19 protein-coding genes are annotated in these 20,727 nt (G+C 71.4%); 10 read left to right on the forward strand and 9 right to left on the reverse strand.

Annotated elements, in window-relative coordinates; all coding sequences use genetic code 11:
• Nucleotides 1-152: 152 nt before the first annotated feature.
• Genes JKP76_RS14120 through JKP76_RS22615 form a run of 3 tightly spaced genes read right to left on the reverse strand, consistent with a single transcriptional unit; the run spans nucleotide 153 to nucleotide 1,944 of the window.
• Complete coding sequence (locus JKP76_RS14120) at nucleotides 153-944, reverse strand: hypothetical protein (protein WP_200491617.1); 792 nt, start codon at nucleotides 942-944, stop codon at nucleotides 153-155.
• Nucleotides 941-1,345 (reverse strand): putative PEP-binding protein, encoded by a 405-nt coding sequence (locus tag JKP76_RS22610; protein ID WP_200493013.1) that lies wholly within the window; start codon nucleotides 1,343-1,345, stop codon nucleotides 941-943. The genes JKP76_RS14120 and JKP76_RS22610 overlap by 4 nt, the downstream gene beginning before the upstream one ends.
• Nucleotides 1,345-1,944, reverse strand: coding sequence for a putative PEP-binding protein (locus tag JKP76_RS22615; protein WP_200491619.1), 600 nt, complete (start codon nucleotides 1,942-1,944; stop codon nucleotides 1,345-1,347). Before JKP76_RS22615 ends, JKP76_RS22610 begins: the two co-directional genes overlap by 1 nt.
• 462 nt (nucleotides 1,945-2,406) lie before the next feature.
• Between JKP76_RS22615 and JKP76_RS23530 the strand changes: the two genes are divergently transcribed.
• The 4 genes from JKP76_RS23530 (at nucleotide 2,407) to JKP76_RS14150 (ending at nucleotide 6,096) form a co-directional block, all read left to right on the forward strand.
• Entirely contained in the window at nucleotides 2,407-3,924 is a 1,518-nt protein-coding gene (locus JKP76_RS23530; protein WP_200491620.1) for a pentapeptide repeat-containing protein, read from the forward strand.
• Between the two features lie 109 nt (nucleotides 3,925-4,033).
• Complete coding sequence (locus JKP76_RS14140; protein WP_200491621.1) at nucleotides 4,034-4,645, forward strand: hypothetical protein; 612 nt, start codon at nucleotides 4,034-4,036, stop codon at nucleotides 4,643-4,645.
• 493 nt (nucleotides 4,646-5,138) lie between these two features.
• A complete protein-coding gene (locus JKP76_RS14145; protein ID WP_200491622.1) occupies nucleotides 5,139-5,639 on the forward strand; it encodes a hypothetical protein in 501 nt (166 codons plus the stop codon).
• Between the two features lie 67 nt (nucleotides 5,640-5,706).
• On the forward strand, nucleotides 5,707-6,096 hold the full coding sequence (locus tag JKP76_RS14150) for a hypothetical protein (protein WP_200491623.1): 390 nt from the start codon (nucleotides 5,707-5,709) through the stop codon (nucleotides 6,094-6,096).
• Between the two features lie 541 nt (nucleotides 6,097-6,637).
• Here JKP76_RS14150 and JKP76_RS14155 read toward each other — a convergent pair.
• The 4 genes from JKP76_RS14155 to JKP76_RS21195 all read right to left on the reverse strand — a co-directional run bounded on the left by JKP76_RS14155 (nucleotide 6,638) and on the right by JKP76_RS21195 (nucleotide 9,709).
• Entirely contained in the window at nucleotides 6,638-6,940 is a 303-nt protein-coding gene (locus tag JKP76_RS14155) for a hypothetical protein (RefSeq protein ID WP_200491624.1), read from the reverse strand.
• Between the two features lie 169 nt (nucleotides 6,941-7,109).
• Entirely contained in the window at nucleotides 7,110-8,066 is a 957-nt protein-coding gene (locus JKP76_RS14160) for a hypothetical protein (RefSeq protein WP_200491625.1), read from the reverse strand.
• Nucleotides 8,067-8,128: 62 nt separating this feature from the next.
• A complete protein-coding gene (locus JKP76_RS14165; RefSeq protein WP_200491626.1) occupies nucleotides 8,129-8,770 on the reverse strand; it encodes a hypothetical protein in 642 nt (213 codons plus the stop codon).
• A 702-nt stretch (nucleotides 8,771-9,472) separates the two neighbouring features.
• Nucleotides 9,473-9,709, reverse strand: coding sequence for a helix-turn-helix domain-containing protein (locus JKP76_RS21195; RefSeq protein ID WP_051515995.1), 237 nt, complete (start codon nucleotides 9,707-9,709; stop codon nucleotides 9,473-9,475).
• A gap of 1,080 nt (nucleotides 9,710-10,789) precedes the next feature.
• On the opposite strand from JKP76_RS21195, the gene JKP76_RS14175 reads away from it, so the two are divergent.
• A complete protein-coding gene (locus tag JKP76_RS14175) occupies nucleotides 10,790-11,677 on the forward strand; it encodes an alpha/beta fold hydrolase (protein ID WP_040339455.1) in 888 nt (295 codons plus the stop codon).
• Nucleotides 11,678-12,187: 510 nt separating this feature from the next.
• On the opposite strand, the gene JKP76_RS14180 is transcribed toward JKP76_RS14175, so the two are convergent.
• Nucleotides 12,188-14,386, reverse strand: a complete 2,199-nt coding sequence (locus JKP76_RS14180; RefSeq protein ID WP_200491627.1) for an MMPL family transporter — start codon at nucleotides 14,384-14,386, stop codon at nucleotides 12,188-12,190.
• A gap of 151 nt (nucleotides 14,387-14,537) precedes the next feature.
• Here JKP76_RS14180 and JKP76_RS14185 point away from each other — a divergent pair, with 151 nt between their 5' ends.
• The 5 genes from JKP76_RS14185 (at nucleotide 14,538) to JKP76_RS14205 (ending at nucleotide 19,005) form a co-directional block, all read left to right on the forward strand.
• Nucleotides 14,538-15,440, forward strand: coding sequence for an IS982 family transposase (locus tag JKP76_RS14185; RefSeq protein ID WP_200491628.1), 903 nt, complete (start codon nucleotides 14,538-14,540; stop codon nucleotides 15,438-15,440).
• Nucleotides 15,441-15,525: 85 nt separating this feature from the next.
• Entirely contained in the window at nucleotides 15,526-16,158 is a 633-nt protein-coding gene (locus tag JKP76_RS14190) for a TetR/AcrR family transcriptional regulator (protein ID WP_166518255.1), read from the forward strand.
• A gap of 209 nt (nucleotides 16,159-16,367) precedes the next feature.
• Entirely contained in the window at nucleotides 16,368-16,703 is a 336-nt protein-coding gene (locus JKP76_RS14195; RefSeq protein WP_040339453.1) for a hypothetical protein, read from the forward strand.
• A gap of 74 nt (nucleotides 16,704-16,777) precedes the next feature.
• Nucleotides 16,778-17,299: a MarR family winged helix-turn-helix transcriptional regulator gene (locus JKP76_RS14200; RefSeq protein ID WP_051515993.1), complete on the forward strand. Its 522-nt coding sequence runs from the start codon at nucleotides 16,778-16,780 to the stop codon at nucleotides 17,297-17,299.
• A gap of 77 nt (nucleotides 17,300-17,376) precedes the next feature.
• Complete coding sequence (locus JKP76_RS14205) at nucleotides 17,377-19,005, forward strand: MDR family MFS transporter (RefSeq protein ID WP_200491629.1); 1,629 nt, start codon at nucleotides 17,377-17,379, stop codon at nucleotides 19,003-19,005.
• A 681-nt stretch (nucleotides 19,006-19,686) separates the two neighbouring features.
• Here the strand turns inward: JKP76_RS14205 and JKP76_RS14210 are convergent.
• Nucleotides 19,687-20,706, reverse strand: coding sequence for an AraC family transcriptional regulator (locus JKP76_RS14210; protein ID WP_166518254.1), 1,020 nt, complete (start codon nucleotides 20,704-20,706; stop codon nucleotides 19,687-19,689).
• Between the last annotated feature and the right edge of the window lie 21 nt (nucleotides 20,707-20,727).

Raw genomic sequence — 20,727 nt, forward strand, 5'->3', positions numbered from 1 at the left:
CGCGCCTCCGGCGTCCTGGGGCGGGCGTGGCACCACCGTGGACCCGGCGGGTCCTGCGGGGGAGCGGCCCAAAGGCCGGGAGGGTGGGGACTTCGGACCCCGCCCGACCTGGAGCACCGCCGAGAGGCAGGTCGGGGCGACCGCGCACCGGGTCACCCGATCCTGATCAGGGCCTGGGGGTGGTCGTCCCAGCACAGCGCCGACCGCGCCTCGGCCCGGACGAGGGGGACGGCGAGGGCGGAGGGGACCACGCTGGCGGTCCAGCCTCGGTGCGCCAGCTCGAGCAGGACGCGTTCCAGCGCCTCTCCCGACCGCAACGCGGCGAGCTCGTCGTCGGCCTCGGTGGCGAGGAGCAGGAAGACGTCCCGGTCCGCGCGCTCTCCCGCGCCGGTGGCCGCGCCCGAGGCGTGCCCGAGCACGGAGCCGGCCTCCCGGTCGAACTCCTCCACCGCGCGGCGGCCGTCGTCGGACGTGATCGGTACGAGCACTGCGCCTTCGAGCGCCGCCACGCGGCCCAGGTGCGACAGCAGGGTGGGCGAGGGCACCCGTGCCCGGGTGGTGCGACGGCCGAGCGGCCCTCCGGCGGCCACGGCGGCGAGCGGAGCGAGCCCCGCTTCGAGAGCTCGTGCCACGGGACGCAGGACGGCGACCAGCTCGGGGTCGTCCGGGCGGGGCAGGCGGTCGACCTCCACGGCCCAGCCCTGCCCGGCCAGCGCGACCCGGACGCCGAGCACCAGGGCTCCGACACCCTGGACGTCTCGGCGCGGGGGAGACCACGTGCCGGATGCCCCGGGCGTCCGATCGACGCGCACCTCCAGCCGGTCCGGGTGCAGGACAGGGGCGCAGGGAGGTACGTCGCAGAAGGCCGAGGTGAGCGTCGCCCGGCCGGCGGCCGTCTCCAGCGCAGCCATCCGTTCGTCGAGCTGCGACAGCCGGCCGGTCACCGGGACACCGCCGACGAGGGGGCGGCGCGGTGCGCGGCCTCCAGGAGTAGACGCCGCTCGGCGGTGGCCAGCGCCCGCCGCGTGGCGGGTACGGCGGCCGGCTCGACCGAGACGGAGGTGATGCCCGCGCGCACGAGGTGCTCGACGAACTCGGGACGTCGGGACGGTGCCTGCCCGCAGAGGCTCGACGGGATCCCCGTCCGCCGGGCTGCGGCTATGACCGCGTCGATGACGGCGAGCACGGCGGGGTCGGCCTCGTCGAAGAGCTCGGCGAGGTCGCCGGAGTCCCGGTCCACCCCGAGGACGAGCTGGGTGAGGTCGTTGCTCCCGATGGAGACGCCGTCGACGCCCAGTCCGACGTACTCGGGCAGCCAGTGCGCCACCGACGGGACCTCCGCCATCACCCAGGCCGCAGGCCCCGCTGCCGACCGAGCGGGGAGTCGTCGACGAGCTGGAGGCACGCCTCCAGCTCCCACTTCGTGCGCACGAAGGGGATCATCAGGCCGACGGCCGGGAACTCCTCCCGCACCCGGGCGAGCGCGGCCAGCTCGAGGCGGAAGAACGACGGGTCGTGGACGTACCGGTAGCAGCCGCGGTAGCCGATCATCGGGTTGTCCTCGACGGGCTCGTACACGTCGCCGCCGGTGAGGCCGCGGAACTCGTTGCTGCGCAGATCGGCGGCGCGGTACGTGACCGGGCGGGGCGCGAACGCGCCGGCGATCGTCCCGATCGAGGCGGCCAGGTCGGAGACGACCTGCTCGGACTCCCCGGCCGCGATCAGCGCGGAGGGGTGCTGCCCCCGGAGCGCCCGGGTGAGGAGCGAACGCGCGGGCGATGGCCGGCAGATCGGCTTCCCTCGCCCGACGGACGAGGTAGGCCCAGACCAGTACGCGCAGGACGCGGTGCAGGCCGTAGAGGCACACTCCGACGCCCGCGAGGACGGGCGCGTCTCACTCTCGCGGTCCCGTGAGCACCATGCGCGCCTGGAACCGCAGCGCATTCACCCGGTGGTTTCGTTGCAACCCCAACTCTCCATCGACTCCGCCGGCCTTCTCGTGGCCCCGATGAACTTCGCCGCGTGCACGCTTCTCGATCGGGCTCGCTCCGCATTCGCCTGCACAGGACCCTGAGCGCTGCGGTTCACCTTCCGGAGGGGCGCGTCGCGGAGTCGGCGCGGCTAGCCTGCTGCGGTGCCGAACCCGCCGCGTCCAGGACCTCGGGCGCTGCCTGAGTTCCGCGGCACTGCCCACGCCCGTCCGGACCGAGTGGTTCGTTCTCAGGTCGAGGCGTTCGTCCTGGAGCAGTACACGGCGGGCCGATCGCTGCGTAAGCAGGCGAAGCTCACCGACTCACCGCCCAGGGCGCGCGACAGATGGTCCTGCACCTGGCGCCGGCCACCCTCAGCGGCGACGAGGACCCCGTCCTCGGCGGCGAGGACGCCGAGGAGGGGTAGCCCGCCCCGGTGAGCACCGCAATCGTCGTCGCCGTTGGGGTCACCGCCGTGCTGATTGCGGTGGCGACGCTGCTCTTCCCGCTGCCGCGACGGACGCGGCAGCCCGGCCACGCGGAGGCGCCCCGGCGGCGGGAGAAGATCCGCCAGCGGCTGCAGCAACGGCGCCCGCTCCTGCTGACCTATCTCGGGCTGGTCGTGATGGTCGCGGTCGTGGCCGTTATCTGGGTGCTGCCGGCGGTGCTCACCCGCCACCCGCATCTCAACGAGCCTGCCGAGCGGCATCAGGCGATTGCCGACACCCGGACCGGCCTGGTGGCCATGCTGGTTGCGCTCGGTGCTGCGGGCGGCCTGGCCTACACCGCCCGGACCTACCGACTCAGCCGGGAAGGTCAGATCACCGACCGCTACTCGAAGGCCGTCGAGCAGCTGGGCAGCGACAAGCTCGAGGTCCGCCTCGGCGGCATCTACGCCCTCGAAAGGCTGATGCACGACAGCCCAACCGACCAGCCCACGATCATGGAGGCACTCACCGCTTACGTCCGCCACCACGCACCGCGCGCACCGGGGGAGGCGCCGCCTGTGAGGGAGCGGCGCGTCGCCGGGCATCGCCGCCGCCACACGCCAGCTGTCCCGGAGCACCCGGCCGAGGACGTCCAGGCCGTGGTCACCGTGCTGGGCCGACGCCGTCGCGTGGCTGGCGAGAACCCCATCGAGCTACCGGTCACCATGCTCCGCAGAGCCAGGCTCGACGGTGCGTACCTGGCCGGTGCCCAGCTCTACGGTGCGGACATGACCGGCGCCCAGCTCGACGGCGCGGAACTGACCGAAGCGCATCTCGACGGGGCAGACCTGACCGGCGCCTGGCTCTTCGGGGCGGACCTGAACGGCGCCCAGCTCCTCGGGGCGGACCTGACCGGCGCCCAGCTCCTCGGGGCGGACCTGACCGGCGCCCGGCTCGACGGGGCGAACCTGACCGGCGCGACTCTCCACAACACGATCCTGACCGGCGCCCGGCTCGTCGGCGCGAAGCTACCCGGTGCTGTGCTCCCCGACTCGGACCTCAGAGGCAGGAACTTCCAGCGAGCGACGCTGACTGACGCCATGTTCGCCCGTTCGAACCTCTCCGATGCTCAGTTCGCCGGCGCCGACCTGACCGGCGCCACCCTCTCCGCGGCGGATCTGCGCGGTGCCTTCCTCTACGACGCCAAGCTGGTCGGTGCTCACCTCGTCCTCACCAGGCTGCACAACGCCGATCTCTGCGAGGCAGACCTGACCGGCGCTGACCTCCACGACGCCAAGCTGGTCGGTACCCAGCTGCCCCGCGCAAGGCTGGCCAACGCCAACCTTCTCCGCGCGGATCTCACCGACGCGGACCTCACCGGCGCGGATCTCACCGGCGCGAATCTCACCGAGGCCGACCTCACCAATGCACGACTTACCCGTGGTGGACTCAGCGCTCCGCAGATGGCTGGAGCGCGAAACGTCGACCGGATCCGGTGGTACGAGAAGACGCCCGACGACGAGTAGACCCGCTGAAGGAGCCGCGACGCTGATCGCCGCCATCCTCGCGAGTAGTGCGTCGAACGCACCGTCACTGGCGCTTACAGAATGTGATGGCGCGGGTAGCCTGCCCGCCATGGAGAAGTGGCTGTCGGATGTGCTGCGGCGTGGGTCGGTGCGGATGCTGACCTCCTTGCCAGTGGCGGCGGCCCTGCCCCTGGACGACTGGCCCGGGGCCGATGGCTACAGCGCATGCTGGCCCGACCTCTTCGGCAACCATCTGATCTTCGTTGCCCGTCGCGGCGCCGGGTCGACCGCCAGCGTCCACCTGTCCCGCGAAGGCTGGGTCAAGCGCCGGGTCGAAGGCGGCCAGGTGTCGGAGACCCGCTTGCGCCCAGATGAGCGGGCGTTCGTCGCCCTCTGCTGGAGTTCGTCGTCGGCGGTCCGCCACGATCGGGAGCCGATGCGCGCCCTGTCGCGCACCGCTGATGCCGCCGAGGTGGCCCGCTGGCAGGCGATGGTCGAGGAACCCGAGGTGCTCATCGCGCTGACCGCGGTCACGGGCTGGGCCGACTGCCGGTGCGGGGCGCGCATCTGCCGGGTCGACGGCCACTGGTGCCATCCTCGTGTCGACGGCGCTCCGGGCTCGCGCAAGTGCCGGACCGCCGCGCTCGAGCGCGGCGAGGACGCCGACGCCGCCATCGCGGCCGGCACACTGCACGCGACCTGGTCCGCCGAACCGATCTGACGCCTGGACACAGGGCCTCAGTCCCACCACAGCAGGTCGATCCACGGCGCACCGGTCCGGCGCCGGAAGCCGGGGTCCGAGCTCATGACCGTCATGGTGGCGCGCGACGACAGGGGCCGACAACCGCTCCATCTGCGGCTCGGGACGCCCACGGACGGCGTTTCACATCGACGCTGGCCGCTGTCGGGCTGGCGTCAACGCTCGGCGAACAGGTGTGCAGCAGGACGGGCGCCGTTCAGCACGGCTCCCAGGTCTGCAGGATGGCGGGTCGGCCGGGCTGCTCGACCGTCGAGCTGGGCGGGTTCAGGCCGGCGGGCCACTCGATGACGGCCACACCCCACGTCGGGTCGCCCCCGTCGCATGGGGCCCCGTGAACCTGACGCGGCCGGGCACGCTCCAGACCACCGCGCCGACGTCGGTGATGTTCTCCCGGAAGTACCGTGTGTCCAGGCTCGCCTTGACGACCCCGATCACGGTCGTGCCTCCGGCCGCGGTGAGGACCGCTTTGCGCAGAAAAGCGGCGAAGGTGGAGCTGGGCACGCTGCGGGAGCTCGAGGCCCACCCCTCCACTGACGCCGACGAGGTGTGGGAGCTGCGGGACGCCGGCCGCGACCCCTACACGCCGGCCTCGGACGCGTTGGCTCAGCTGCTTCCCGCCGACCAGCGGTTCACCGACGTGCACGCCGGCATGCTCGGCCGGGACGGCAGTCGCCTCGACTTGCGCAGCGGCCCGGTGCAGGTGCCGCAACGGATGCGGCACGCCCTGCTCCGCCAGCGGACCGTGTCGGTGCTGCGCAACGGGCCGGCCGACTACCCGCTGCTCACGCTGTTCGACAAGTACGTGCCCGACCCTCACTGGGCCGTCGGGGCGCCGGCCCACCAGGCCACGATGTCCAATGCGCGCAGTTCGGTGATGGGCCGGCGGCCGGCGCTCGTCCGCGCGGCGGGACATCGAGGCAATACCGATCAATCATTGGTTCAATGTGTTGCGTAAAGTGATGAACCTACGGTTCAATGGTTTCGCCGGCGAGGTGCCGGCGCCACCAACGAGAGGGCCCACCATGGTCACCGACCCCACCACCCCGCACGAGCTGCTCAACCTCGCCAACGAGCTGGAAGCGACCGCTGAGCGACTGCGGGCGATCGCCCAGCGGACGATGCAAGGAACCCCGAACCGCGACGAGGAGGCCGTTCTCGCCCTCACCGACGCCGGCAGGGACCTCGTGCGCTACCTGCTCACCCAGGAGCAGGAGCGAGCCGACTACGGCAAGGCCCTGGAGGACCTCGGCATCACCGGCCCCTCACTCGGCGGCGTCGTCGGCGGTATCAAGCGGCGAGAGCTGGCCAAGATGCCGCCTGTCGTCGACTACGAGCTCATCGAAGGCACGAAGGACGACTGGCGGGTGCTCATCAACCAGCGATACGTCGAGGCAGCCCGCAAGGTCCTGTAGTTCACTGCTGCGCTCCGCTGCGACCGAAGGGCCGGCACTCCCGCGGGGTGCCGGCCCTCGGCGTGTCCCGGTGCAGGCGACCGCCCCTGAGAACCCCTCCGGTCGCACCCACAGCGCCCGACTTTAGGGCTGCGACCAGAAGGGTGCTGATTCTGCGCGCCAAGGGTGCACGCTCCCGAACCCGCTCGTAGATTCCCACCCTGGCCTGGGGCGTTGCAGATCTGCGAAGACCCCGAAGTGTCGTTCGGCGGAACGGGAGTGTCACTGGTCGGACTCGTTGAGTGGGGAGTGTCGTTCGGCGAACGTCCGCGAAGTGTCGCTCGGCGGAGCACCGCAGGTCGGACGCCGACACTCTCGCCGGATTCCACGCGAGGCGCCTCCTGCCATGCCCGCCGATCTGCTTATCGCGCTGAACACCGGCCCGGTCAGCATGAACCGCCGGCTGACCGCACGGGCCTAGCCGACGTCACCGGGGCGCATAACGACCTACCGCGCCAACGGGCCCACCGGGGCACCGGTAGGCCCGTAGTGCACGTTGTCGCTACTGCTCGCCCTGCACGGGACGCTCGAACAACTGCTGCTTGAGCTTGGCGAGCTCATCGAGGCGCTCCTTGAGGTAGTGGTCGGTGGTGCTGCCGCCGTCGTGGGCCAGGTGCAGCTTGGCGGCCTGCTGGTCGGCGGCCTTGAACACGATGCGCCCGCTGGTGTGCCTGACGTCGTGGCAGCGGAGCTCGATGCGCTCGGTCCACGGCAGGTTGCGGCGGACGCGGGCGAACAGGCTCTCGATGCGCTTGCGGGTGATGGGCCGGCACGTGGCGGTAGACGAAGTTGCCGTCGGCGTCAAAGGTGTCGACCGGTCGGCCGTAGAAGACCGGCGAGGTGTCGGTGAGCGCCGGGACGCCGTGCCGGCGCTCCTCGGGCGTCGCATCCGGCGAGGCGGCCACCCGCGGCCCGCGGGCCAGGGCGTGGGTGAGCAGGTCGGCCAGGTGCGTGGGCGTGGTGGGCCGGTAGCGTCACGTCTGCTTCTTCTGGTCCCAGTAGCGGATGCGGCAGCCCTCGACGTCCAGTCCGCCGCAGGTCGTGTCCAGCAGCGCACCACGCCGCACGGCCTGGATGAGCAGGTGACGGAGGATGAGCCCGTCCAGCGTGGGGTCCTGCCCGGTGCTGACGGCGACCCCGTAGACCTCGAGGAACTCTTCCTCGGTCAGCGACCGGGAACCGGCCTCCTGCCGCGGCGGCAGCTTGAGCTTCGCGGCCGGGTTGGCCTTCACCTTGTCGTCGTCGCCGAGCCAGCCGAACATCCAGCGGCTGGCCTGCAGGAACTGCTCACGGGCGCCGCGGCCGTCGCTGTGCAGCAGCGGCCGGCCGGCCTGCTCGCGCTTGACGTTGCGCGCGACGGTGCGCTTGAGGCCGCGCCGCTGGGCCCACCACGCGGCGTCGGACAGGGTGCTGCGGGCGACCTTCTTGACCGGCATGTCCGGCACGCCGACGTAGCGGACGGCGCAGTCGGTGTGCATCTCGTCGTCGGGCATGGCGCAGACGTCAGCGTGGCCGTCGACGCCGCCCGGGCACGGGCAGGGGCCAACCGCGCACGCCGGGCACGGGCAGGGGCACATGCCCGGCAGCCCGTCGACGAGCAGCTGCAGGTAGGGCGCCCACGTCTTCTCGCTGCGCGGCAGGTCCTGACGCATGGCCCTCACGGCGTCGGCGACGGCCAGCCGGACCGTGTAGGCCTTCTTCGACACGTCCGCCGGCGGAAGCATGACCTCGACGACGTCGGGGTCGAAGCCCTGCCCGATGAGGCTGGCGCGCATCGCCTCCCGGGTGGTCGTGGCCGCGTCGACGCTCCTGCTCTTGTTGGCCTTCTTGGCCGGCTTGGCGGCCCGGTCGGCCTCGCGGCGGGTGGCGCGGCTGTCGGTCTCCTCGGGGTCGGGCAGGGCGCCGTCGTGCGGGGCGGGGATGGTGGTCATCGGAGGTCTCTCCTGCGTTGCGGCGGCACCGGTCGTGCCGCGGGCACCGGGGAAGGTGCCGGTCAGCCGACGATGCGCAGTCGCCCGCCGGAGCCGGTGGCGAGGCCGGCATCCGCCTTGCTGGCCTGCGGGATGACGGCGGCGTCTTCGGGGCGGGCGATGTCACCGGAGGCGGCCGCGGCGGGGCGCCGGAGACCGTCGAGCAGGCCGGTGACGCCGGCGTCGACGCGGCTGGCCGCGGTCAGGGTGACGGTGCGCCGGTCGCGATCGAGGACGGCGAGGACGTCGGCGCCGTCGGCGATGCCGGCCTCTCGGCGCACGCCGGCGGTGACGGTGAGCCGGCCACGGGCATCCAGGGGAAGGGCGTTGGTGGCGTAGTTCGGACGCGGCTGGTCCGGGCTTCCGGGCAGGTACACGGTGACCAGCGCGCCGTCGCGCTCGGCGGGGAGCCTGGTGGCGGCGTCGACGTCGACCGGCAGCTGCAGCCGGCCCTTGGCGTCCAGGGTGCGCATGAGCGTGGCGCTGCTGGCGGCGGCCATGTCGACCGACTGAGCCCAGATGCCGGACAGGTCCACGTGGGGACGGCCGTCGGCGCTACCGGCGCCGACGGCGACGGCGACGGCGACCAGGGTGAGCGCATCGGCGGGTGCCCGCTCACCGGCACTCCGGAGCAGCGCGCCGAGGCCCGTCCACGAGGACGGCACACCGGTCAGGGCGGGGGAGGCCTGCCGTCCGGTGGCCGGCGACGGGGTCGTGCCGCCGCCAGCCCCGGGGCGGGGGAGGGAGTGGGCGGGGGGGAGTGAGGGGGATTCGGCTGCTCGCCGGCGGGCGGCCGGGTGGGGCCGGGGGAGCGGGGTTCGGCATGGACCGACCCGTCCCGGGCGATCCGGGTTGGGCAGTCGCGGCCAACAGCCGTTGGACCACTGCGGCGTCGGAGACGTGATCGGCCGGGGCATTGGGACGGCGATCGGCCGGCTTCGGCGGGATGGTTGCCGTGCCTGGGCCGCCCGGGACGGTGGCCGTGTGTGGATCGAGAGGGACCTGGTTCAGGTCTGGGAGGTGGGCATCAGCCCACTTCTGAGTGTCCGAGGGGGGACTTGAACTCCTGTCCTCGGTTCAGCATCTAGGTACGTCACGATGCTCTGAACTGGGCTTTTGCCTTGCGTCAGAGACGCCCAGACGACCCAGGTTCGCATCCAGATACCCCTAAATCCACGGGCAGCAGTATCACGCGGAGTATCACGAGGCGATCCTTCGCGGACCCGACTTCCGATCGGTCGGCCAGCTCAGGTCAACGAGTACGCCATCCCACGCAGACGATGCGCTGTCAGCTGGGCGGCGACTTGTCGGTACGGGGCCGCTAGGCGTCCTCGTTGCGATCAGCTGGGTCGTTGTGGAGTGCGCGGCTAACGACTACCAGCAGTGGTGTCGTTCGGGCCTCCGACAGCGTCGTCGACTGCCACGCCGAGGACGGCCAGCAGGGGTAGGCGTGGGATCAGTAGTCGTCGACCCAACCGGACCACCGGCAGCTCGCCGTTCTCGATGGCCCGGGTAACCGTGCGGACGTCGACACCGAATACCGAGGCCGCCTGCGCGATCGTCACAACGGCGGAGCCGCTGGCCCTGAGGTCCTCAAGGTTCACCGCGGTCCCTCCCTACGAGCGATGACGTCGGGCTGGATCGGGAGCGCCTTAGGACCGCACCCGTCCGTGCCGGAGGCCCGACGGATGGTCGTCTTACAGCCGGCCCCGAGCAGGCACACCGCCTCCTCCGGCGTCAGCAGCAAGGGACCGGCGCCCAGCACGTCGCGGAGCAGTTGCGCATCGCCCATGTCGCTATCCTCCGGAACTGTCCCGCTCCGCTGCCACGGCCCGAACCGTGCTGGAGCGGTTGCTGCCTGCTGCCTGCTGCCTGCCGTCCAACGATCGCGAACGAGGCTCCAGAAGTTCTCTCGTTCCAGTGCACGGCAGCACCGCCCGCCCGCCGTCATCCGACAGGCCGGCGCCTCGGATCCGTCTTCTGCTACCGGAGGATCCCCCCGGAGAAGTACCGGAGGTCAGCCTTGAGTACGGGACATCGGCTACTGCCCGGGCGCGTCAGTAGTGGGGCGCCCTTACGGACGGCGCACCGAGCTCGACCGTGCGGTCCCGCCCGCATGACCCCCCGGCCAGCGGGCCGTCGCCGATGCAAGTAGGGCACTCACAGGGCGGCCGGAACGTGCGGACCAGCTGGGGCAGGCCGACGGCCAGGTGAGGGTCAATGGGTCGCGCCGCCGCCGGGAAAGGGCCACCGGTGGCGAGTCCTGCATCCCGCTGGACGACACAACCCGCGCCGTCGGCGCCGAGGCCGGCTGGCTGATGGACGACGTACCCCGGCCGGGAACCGGATCCACGTGCGCCGCACCGCCAACCTGGACACCGGCGGAACGATCCACGACATCACCGACCGGCTGCCCCCGGGGAATGCGCTCCGTCGGCCCCGATTGCCGGGGCCGACTACATCGCCGCAGCTCAGGTCCTTGCTGTCGTGACGTCCACCGTGACAGGCCGCATCCGTCGCTAGCTCGTCCTGCGGCACGGTCGGTGACGAGAGGTGGGCGTCGCTACTCACCGGTTCGCGGCCTCCGCTTGACGGAGTTCGGCTGGTCGTCGCAGCGAGGCACCCGCCGCCGGATGACCGGTTTAGCGGGGATAGCCTGCCGTGGCGCATCGGAGGAGGATCCATTGGAGCACCACGATCCATCGCCGGAGACGGCAACCACCCCCCGCTGGTTCTCGGCGGCGCTGGCCTCGCGCCCGGACCACGTGGACGTGGACGTGGACGGCTGCGCGATCCACCTCCGCTGCTGGGGGGACCCGGCGCTCCCGGGCCTGGTGCTGGTGCATGGCGGCGCCGCTCACTCCGGGTGGTGGGATCACGTAGCTCCCTTCTTCGCCGGCGAACAGCGGGTGGTGGCGCTCGATCTGAGCGGGCACGGCGACAGTGGTCACCGTGAGCACTACGACATGACTCTGTGGGCGACCGAGGTGATGGCTGCGGCGGCCGCCGGTGGGATCACCCGGCCACCTGTGGTGGTCGGCCACAGCATGGGCGGCTGGGCGGCGGCAACCACAGGTGTCCAGCACGGCGAGCGACTCGCCGGCGTCGTCATCATCGACTCGCCCTTGAACGACCAGCCCCCGGAGGAGAAGGGAATCCGCCACCGGATGCGGCCGCGGCGGGTCTACCCGACCCTGGAGGAGGCGGTGGCCCGCTTCACCACGCTGCCGCGCCAGGACGTGATGCTCCCCTTCATCGCCCGGCACATCGCGGAGCAATCACTCCGGCAGGTGGAGGGTGGCTGGACCTGGAAGTTCGACCCCGCGATGTTCGGCCAGCGCGCGTTGATGCGGGAACTGCTGCCCGCCCTACGCTGCCGGGCCGCACTCCTCCGGTCCGAGTTCGGGTTGGTCCCGCCGGCGATGGCGGTGCGGATGGAACAGTTGCTACCCGTGGGGGTTCCGGTGATCGAGCTGCCCGACGCGGGACATCACCCGATGCTCGACCAGCCGTTGCCGTTGGTCGCAGCCCTACGCACCCTTCTCACGTCCTGGACCGCAGCGGCCCGCTGAGATCGGCCGCCGCTCTCAGCGGCGCACCACCCGGAGCAGTGCTGCCGGGGCGAGGTGTCCGGTGCCCCTGGCCGATCGTCGGACTCCGCCTCCGTCCACCCTCTACCGGGTCCCCGTCGGCGAGGTCGGGGACTGGTTGTAGTGCCCATGAGGGTTGTTGACGGCGTCGGGGGCTGGACCAATGGGGAGACCTCCGAGCGAAGGTGTGGGTGCTGACGCCGCACCGATCTTGCGAAGGTCCCATGTCCCTTCTGCGTCCCTCATTGCCGAATGGACGGCGTACCGGGGCGGCAACGATCACGGGCGACGCTCACCGGGCCGGTCCGTACGCCGAACCGACGGCAGTTCGGCCAACGGGATGAGCGTGAGGCGTCGGTGGCCTCCCGGAACTCCTTCCCCGACTCGTGGCCCCTGCTGGACCGGCTGGTGGAGCGAAACGCGGTATGGCGACGCTGGGAGGGCTGCTCCTCCATCTCCGGAAGCGGCCCTCCCAGCTGTCGCTCAGTGAGCTCAGCGACGGGCGTCGGCGAGCTCGCGGTCAGGCGCCGGGGTGTGGCGTTCCAGGGTCGAGCCTTCGATGTCCACGTTCGGCAGCCCGCGGTCCAGCCAACGGGGCAGATACCAGGCGCTGCGACCCAGCAGTGTCATGACCGCAGGGACGAGCGCCATCCGGACGACGAAGGCGTCGACGAGGACGCCGAAGGCGAGGGCGAACCCGATGCTCTTGATGGTGGCGTCCGGGCCGAGGACGAATCCCGCGAACACCGACGCCATGATCAAGGCTGCGGCCGTCACGACCCGCGCGCCGTGACGGAAGCCGCCGATGACGGCCTCACGCGGCTCGGCGCCGTGCACGTGCTCCTCCCTCATCCGGCTGACCAGGAACACCTCGTAGTCCATCGCCAGGCCGAACAGCAGTCCGATGAGCAGGATGGGCAGGAAGCTCACGATCGGCCCTGTCGAGGCGACGCCGAGCAGTTCGGCCAGCCAGCCCCACTGGAACACGGCGACGAGGGCACCGAAGGTGGCCGCAACGCTCAGGAGGAAGCCGAGCGTTGCCTTGAGCGGCACCAGGATGGAGCGGAATGCCACCATCAGCAGCAGCATCGCCAGGCCGACGACCACCGCGAGGAACAGCGGGAGTGCATCGGCCAGCTTCTCGGAGATGTCGATGCCGAGCGCGGTGTTGCCCGTGACGGCGAGCTCGGAGCCGGTCTGCTCCCTCAGGCCGGGACGGAGGTCGCGGATGTCGCCGACCAGATCCTCGGTCGCGGCCGCGGACGGCCCCTCGCTCGGGATGACAGTGATGGTTGCCGTATCGCCGGCCGGGTTCGGCCGCGGCGGTGCCGTGGTCGCCACGCCGTCGAGCGCGGCGATCGCCTCAGCAGTGGCGACGAAGGCAGTGTCCGGCGCCTCGGCGTCCGTAGCGTCCACGACCACGGTGAGCGGACCGTTGAAGCCGGGCCCGAAGCCCTCGGCCAGCAGGTCGTAGGCCTGCCGCTGAGTGGCCTCCTCCGACAGGTCCCCGTCGGTGGGCAGCCCCAACCGCAGGTCCAGGGCCGGCAAGGCGATGACCCCGAGGCCGATGACGGCAGCGAGGACGACGGGTACCGGTCGGCGGGTGACGAAGCGCGCCCACCGCGTGCCCCAGGACTCCGTCGTGGCCAGTGCTGCCTGACGGCGCCGCAGACCAGGCACCGGCCAGCGGCTGAACCGATCGCCGGCGAAGCCCAGCATGGCCGGCACCAGGGTCAGCGCGACCAGGACCGCCACGCCGGCCATGCCGGCCGCCACGAGACCCATCGTGGTCAGGAACGGGATGCCGATGACGGCCAGCCCGGCCAGGGCGATCATGACGGTCAGCCCGGCGAAGACGACCGCACTGCCGGCGGTGCCGACCGCTCGCCCCGCCGCCTCGCGGGCCGGCGTGCCCGTCGCCAGCAGCTCCTTGTGCCGGATGATGATGAAGAGCGCGTAGTCGATCCCGACCGCAAGCCCGATCATCAGACCGAGGGTCGGTGTGGCGCTGTCCAAGTCGACGACGGCCGAGAGGGCTTGGACCGCGGCCATGCCGGTGGCCACGCCGATCAGGGCGGTCAGGAGCGGCAGGCCCGCGGCGAGCAGCGTGCCGAAGGTGATCGCGAGGACGACGAGGGCGACGACGACCCCGGCCGCCTCGGCGATGCCCTGCTCGGGTGCGGCCTGGGTGGCCTCGCCGCCGAACTCCACCTGGAGCCCGGCGCCCCGGGCGCCCTCTCCCACGTCGAGAAGGTCGGCTCGCGCCTCGTCGGTGATGTTGTTGGGCTGCACCTCGTAGACGACCGTGGCGTAGGCGGTGGTCTGGTCCGCCGAGACGCCGCGGTCCTGGAAGGGGTCGCTGACCTCGGTCACCTGCTTCGCCTCCGCCGCGGCGGCGAGCGTCTCCTGGATGGCGGCGCCGATCTCCGGATCGCTCACCGTCCGACCTTCGGGAGCGCGGAAGACGATGCGGGCGGTGGCGCCACCCGCCGCGCCGTCGGGGAAGCGCTCCTGCAGCGTCTCCAACGCGGTGACCGACTCGACGCCGGGGATGGAGAGCTGAGCGTCGGCATCCTTTCCGACAGCGCCGGCCAGGCTGCCGAGCGCGACCAGGGCGAGCACCCAGGCCATGAGGACTGTCTTGCGACGGTGGAAGGCCCAGCGTCCGAGACGGTGGAGGAAGACGGCCACGTGTGGTGCTCCGGAGGTCAGGGGGGGCGGTGAGGGGGACCGGCATCGGTGACTAGCTAATCGGCTAGAGGCTACTAGATGAGTGAGTCCGATTGGCCGGGGCGCGTGTCGGTCCACCGATTGAGGAGCGGAGGGTGCCAAGACCGAGGTTGTGAGCAACGAACTCAACACCCTCCTGACGGCACTCTACGTAGAACTCGATGACCGCGTCTTGCCCCGGCTGGGCTGCTCGCGGGCACACCGGCGCGGCCGCAAGCCGGCACTGACCGATGCCGAGTTGCTGTGCCTGGTCGTGGCCCAGCAACTGCTGGGCGTGGCCAGCGAGCGGCGCTGGATCCGGTATGCCTGCACGCATCTGACCGGCATGTTCCCGCACCTGCCGGGGCAGTCCGGATACGGCAAACGGCTGCGCGCGGCCGGACCGCTGATCGCGTCGGTGATCACCGAACTGGCCCGCGACACCGACTCCTGGCACGACCTGCTGCGGCTGGTGGACTCCACCCCGCTGCCGTGCGCGGCCTCCCGGGAGACGGTCAAGCGCTCGGACCTGGCCGGACATGCCGGCTACGGCTTCTGCGCCAGCCACTCCCGCTTCTTCTGGGGGTTCCGGCTGTACCTGATCTGCACCGCGGAGGGCATGCCCATCATCTGGGGCCTGGCCGACCCCAAGATCGGCGAACGCGAAGTCACCCAGGCCCTGCTGGAACACCAACACCACCTCATCCGTGCCGGACAGGTCATCCTCGGAGACAAGGGCTTCGCCGGACGGGAGTTCGAGGCCTTCGTCCATGACGAACTCGGCGCCCACCTCATCCGTCCCGACCGCAAGGACGAGCCGGCCCGGCACGGCAAGCTAGCCCGCTGCCGGCAGTGGATCGAGGCGGTCTTCGACACCCTCAAAGGCCAGCTCAGCCTCGAAGACCACGGCGGGCGCACCCTGGCCGGGGTCTACGCCCGCGTCGCCGCCCGCCTGCTCGCCCTGGCCACCGCCATCTGGCACAACTGGCAGATCGGAGCCCCGATCAAGCGCTCCCTGATCGCCTACGACAGCTGACGATCAAACGGACTCACTCATCTAGCCATGCGGCTAGTAGCGCCGTGGGCCGTGGGGCACACGGGCTGATGGCTACCCTGACGTGGTGACCAGCCCGCAGCTCGCGACGTCGGCAGCAGGTAGCCCGACATCGGCTCCCCGCACTCCTGGGGCGCAGCGCGTGCTGGAGGCCGCCCTCGACCTGTTCGCCGCCCAGGGGTTCGACGGCACCTCGTTGCAGGAGATCGCGGATCGGCTCGGCGTGACGAAGGCGGCCGTGTACTACCACTTCCGGACCAAGGACGAATTGCTCCTCGCACTGGTCAGGCCGGCACTGGACGAGTTGATCCGACTGGTCGAGGCCAACAGCTCGAGGGAGAGCCGGCACCGGAGCCGGGGTATCGAGGTGGCCGGCTACGTCGACTACCTGCTGCGGCACCGTCGGCTGGCCGGGTACCTCGTCCGCGACGCCGCCGCCATGTCCAGACCTGCCGTCCTGGAACTCACGACGCGGCTCCGGGGCAAGGTGGAGTCGATGCTCCTGGGGGACGGGGCAGATGATCTGGGCGCGGTGTGGGGAGGCGCGACGCTGCAGGCGCTCACCGGGGCCTTGCTCGCCGCGCCGGCCGACGTCACCGAGGACTGGCTCCGCGAAGAGCTCACCGAGATCACCGCGCAGATGCTCGCCGGCTACCGCAAGGCAGTCCGTCGCCGGGGAGCCATGCTCTCCGTCGGGTGAGCCGGACCGCGGAACAGCCCACGTGCGGGGTCACCCGCTGAGTCCGCCCGCCTCGTGTCCGCACTCCATGCCGTGAGATGTGACGGGTGGCGAACCACCGCGCCTTCCAGGAGTCAGGACTGACAAAGGTCGGTATGACCCCCTCGGGCGACTAGGATCCCCTTCTTCCGTACGGGCGCCGTGGCCCCCGGGGACCGCGGCGCCACCGGTTGATCGGCGGCGACATGGACGGTGTCTCGTTCTCGGCCTGGCAAGCGCTGGATGCAGCGCTCTGGCGTCTGCTGGAGGAGACCCTGTCCGTCTTCACCTGGACGGCGGCAGCCGCATCATGTCTGGGGGCCGCGGCCTTGTCCTGCTACGGCATCTACGCCGCCGCCGGACACCTGCTCGGCCGTCGCCTCGGGCCGACCGAGCTCGTCGACAGCTTGCCTCCATCGGGAGTCGACGATCAGGTCGTGCACCGTGAGGCGGTGCGGGGTATTGCTGCCTTGGAGTCCTGGCTCGCCCAGGCGTCACCGGGATCGGTGGGCGACGACGATGCCTGATCGCGGCCGGGGAGGCTGCGGCGGACCAGCTCTGTGCGGCTGGACGCCGTACAGCAGCCGAGTATGGTTGGGACATGCAACCGGATCAGGGTGGGGTTGCCCTCGAGTCGCTGGAGCGCATTGAACAGGCGCTGACCCACCTCGTCCACCGAGCACAGCGCGTCCGGCTTCATACCGATGGGCCCGTACAGCTGCTGGACCGGAGCGCGTACACGATCCTCGGCCTCCTGAACGACGCGGGACCCATGCGCAACGGGGCGTTGGCGGCCCGCCTGCACCTCGACGCCTCGACGGTGAGCCGGCACGTGGCCGCCCTGCAGCAGGCCGGGCTTACCACGCGGGAGGCGGATCCGGACGACGGACGGGCCTGCCGGCTGCGACTGACGTCCGCCGGGCAGAGTGCAGTCGCGGAGACACGCCAGCTCCGCCGGAATGCCGTCCGCGAGCTGGTCGGCTCCTGGCCGACCGACGAACAGGACATGTTCGCGGCGCTGCTGGAACGGTTGAACGCGGATCTCGACGGCCTGGCCAGCGACGCAGCGCCTGGCGGACAGCCTGCCGACACGACTCGTGCGGAAGAGGTCGTGCGCGCGTGAGTTCTCCTGCTCCCCGTAACCCGCCTCCGGACTCCGCCGGCGGCGAGGGTCTGCCGCCGCTGGGGCACCGGCAGATCGTGACAGTGCTGGTCGGCCTCATGCTGGGCATGCTCGTCGCGGCGCTGTCGCAGACGATCGTGGCGACGGCGTTGCCGACCATCGTGGGGGAGCTCGGTGGGCAGGAACAGCTCGCCTGGGTGGTGTCGGCGACGCTGCTGACTTCGACTGCATCCACGCCGATCTGGGGCAAGTTGTCCGACCTCTACGGGCGGAAGATCATGTTCCAGTCCGCCATCGGGATCTTCCTGCTCGCCTCTCTCGCCTGTGGCTTCGCCCAGGACATGGCCCAGTTGATTGCATTCCGCGCGGTCCAGGGCATCGGCGCCGGTGGGCTGATGGCGTTGTCGCAGGCGATCCTCGGCGACATCGTCAGTCCGCGGGAGCGTGGTCGCTACCAGGGCTACATCGGATCGGTGTTCGGCATTGCCACCGTTGCGGGGCCCTTGCTCGGCGGGTTCCTCGTCGAGCACCTGTCCTGGCGATGGACCTTCTGGGTAGGCATCCCGATCGGCGTGGCCGCCCTGCTGGTCACCGAGCGGGTGCTGCGACTGCCGTTCCCGCGCAGCAAGCGCTCGATCGACTGGCTGGGCGCGTTCTTCATCGTGGGCTCGGTCAGCGCTCTGCTGCTGGTGCTGTCGCTGGGCGGCAAGGAGTTCGCCTGGAACTCCGCGTGGACCTACGCGCTCGCCGCCGCGGCGGCCGTCCTGCTGGCCCTCGCCGTGTGGCAGGAGCGTCGCGCTCGCGAGCCGATCATGCCGCCGCACCTGTTCGCGAACCACACGTTCGTCATCACAAGTCTGGCGGGCTTCGTCGTCGGCGTCGCCATGTTCGGGGCGATCGTCTTCCTGCCGCAGTATCTGCAGATCGTCAAGGGGCAGTCGCCGACCGCCTCCGGGCTGCTCACGCTCCCCTTGATGGTGGGCCTGCTCGGCGCCTCGATCGGGTCCGGGCGAGCCATCACCGCCACCGGCCGGTACAAGATGTTCCCGGTCGTCGGCCTGCTGCTGGCCGCCGCCGGGCTGGGACTCATGAGCCGGCTGGCCGCCGACACCTCGCTGGTCGTGGCCGGGGGGTACATGTTCGTCACCGGTGCCGGGATCGGGCTGGTCATGCAGGTCCTCGTTCTTGCCACCCAGAACGCCGTGGAGCGGAAAGATCTCGGCGTCGCGACCTCTGGTGCCACGTTCTTCCGCTCGCTCGGTGGCGCGCTGGGGGTGGCCGTGTTCGGCGCCCTGCTCACGCATCGCCTCGCCGACACCATCCCGTCCCGGCTCGCCGAGGCCGGCGTCCCGGCCGACAGGCTCGGGGGAGGGGCTCCGACGCTCGGCAGCCCTGAAGAGATCGGCGCGCTGCCCGAGCCGGTGTACACCGCGGTCATCACAGGCTTCGCCGATGCGCTGCAGACCACCTTCCTCGCCGCCGTCCCGTTCGCCTTGGTCGGTTTTCTCGTTCTGCTGTTCCTGCGGGAGACCCCGCTGCGCCGTCACCCGCAGGAGCAGACAAGCGGTGAAGACCTCGCCGAGGCCTTCGAGACGGCGGTCGTTCCGGACTCCGATCTCCGGCGCGGAACCGACGACGTCGCTCGCCCTCCTCATTCCGACACTCACGGCACGGCAGGCACGCAACCACCGAAGGCCCGGCCGTAGCGTTGTACGCCCGCGGCGGCCGCGACACGACCGCCTCCGCCGACCTCCGAAACGCGGAGGCCCGAGGGGTCATTCGGGTCGCAACCCCACCCGGTCGCGTGGGACAGCGGGGGCCGAAACCCTTCCTATTGCGGCGCCACGGGGCGACGATGGTTGCTGCGTGCAACGCCGGGAGAAGCGCCGACCGGCGGTGCTGTCTCACCCCCTGACGGCGCTGGACCCCTACGGAGTGGGGTGCGCGGTGGACTGCTATCTCAGAGGCACCCTGTATCTCCAGGCCGCTGCGATGTGGCTTCGGGCCGTGGCGCGGTTCCTGCTGTGGTGCCTCATGACTGGCGGCCTGGCCATGGGCACGTCGTGGGCAGGGCGTCCGGCGGTACTGACCAACTGGCTGGCGGCCGGGCCCCCGACCTGGCAGGGGCCGTGTCGCCGACAGGTCATGATCGCGCTGGAGGCGGCGCGGGGGTTCGCCGAGCTGGAGTCCTGGATGCGGGCCGGCTGTCCGCCACGGGCTGTTCGGCCGGAGCGGGACCGCACAGGGCCGCCGAAGACCTCTGACTGAGCGGCCTCAGGGAAAGGCTCAGTCCTGGGGTCGGTGCAGCCCTGGAGGGCCCGGCGCGTCGCTTCTCGACCCTCCGATGCGACACCGGGGTTCGATGCGCAGCTCAGCCCGCGCCGCCGTCACTCCGGCCCGGCCGCAGGCCGGGACGTGTCACCGCTCGTGGACGGCCGGGTTTCCCCCTCCCTCCAGCGGCCGGGGCTGACTCCCTTCCACCGCCGGAAGGCATGGACGAAGGTGGAGGCATCCGTGTAGCCGAGGCGTCGAGCGACCTGCTCGACGTTCAGACCGGCGGTCACGAGCAACTCCTCCGCCAGGTGTTCACGTGTCTGCTCCACGATCGCGCGGAACGTGGTTGCCTCGTCGCGGAGCATCCGGCGCAAGGTCCGCACGCTGACGTGCATCTCCGCGGCGACCTCCTCCTGTCCGAGGATCCGGCCCCCGGTGTGCACCAGGAGGTCACGCACCCGCCCGCTCGTCCCTCGCCGTGAGTGGCGGCGCTGGAGGAGGTCCCGGCACTGGGCCTCGCAGAGTGCGGCGGTCAGGGGGGCTGCCTGCGGCAACGGCTGGTCGAGGAGGGCAGCGTCGAAGACCAGGACCGACCGTGCGGCGCCGAACCGCGGCGGCACTCCGAACGCGGTCTCGTACGGCGTCGGATCGGCGGGCTGCGGCAGTCGCAGCGCCACGCGCAGCGGCACGACAGGGCGCCCCAGTGTCTCCCGCCACAGCTGCAGGGCCGCCGAGCTGTCGCGGAGCAGGACGAAGCGCCGGACGTGTTCCGGGACGTCCAGGTCGTCGAAGAACAGCCGGACCTCGCCGTCGTCCTCCCGGGCGCTGACGCGCGTCAGCGCGTACGTGAGGTCCACGAATCGCATCGCGACCTCGGTCCCCTCGCGGAGGGTGCGGCTCGAGAGCAGGGCGAAGCCCCAGATGCCGTAGCTCGCCAGCCGGTATCGCGCTCCGGCGGTCAGGCCTGCGTCCTCGGGCAGCGAGCCGGCGATGGCAGCGATTGCACGCATCTCCTGCTCGCCGGTGATCTCGGCAGCCGGGTCCTCGAGGGCTTCTTCCGGTATCCCCCCGCCGGCCAGCACGTCACGGCGGGGGAGGCCGTGCTCCACGGCCAGCCCACACAGAAGTGCCACGCTGCCCGTGCCGCGGACGGG

The organism is Blastococcus sp. TML/C7B, from assembly GCF_016612845.1.
Classification (GTDB): Bacteria; Actinomycetota; Actinomycetes; order Mycobacteriales; family Geodermatophilaceae; genus Blastococcus.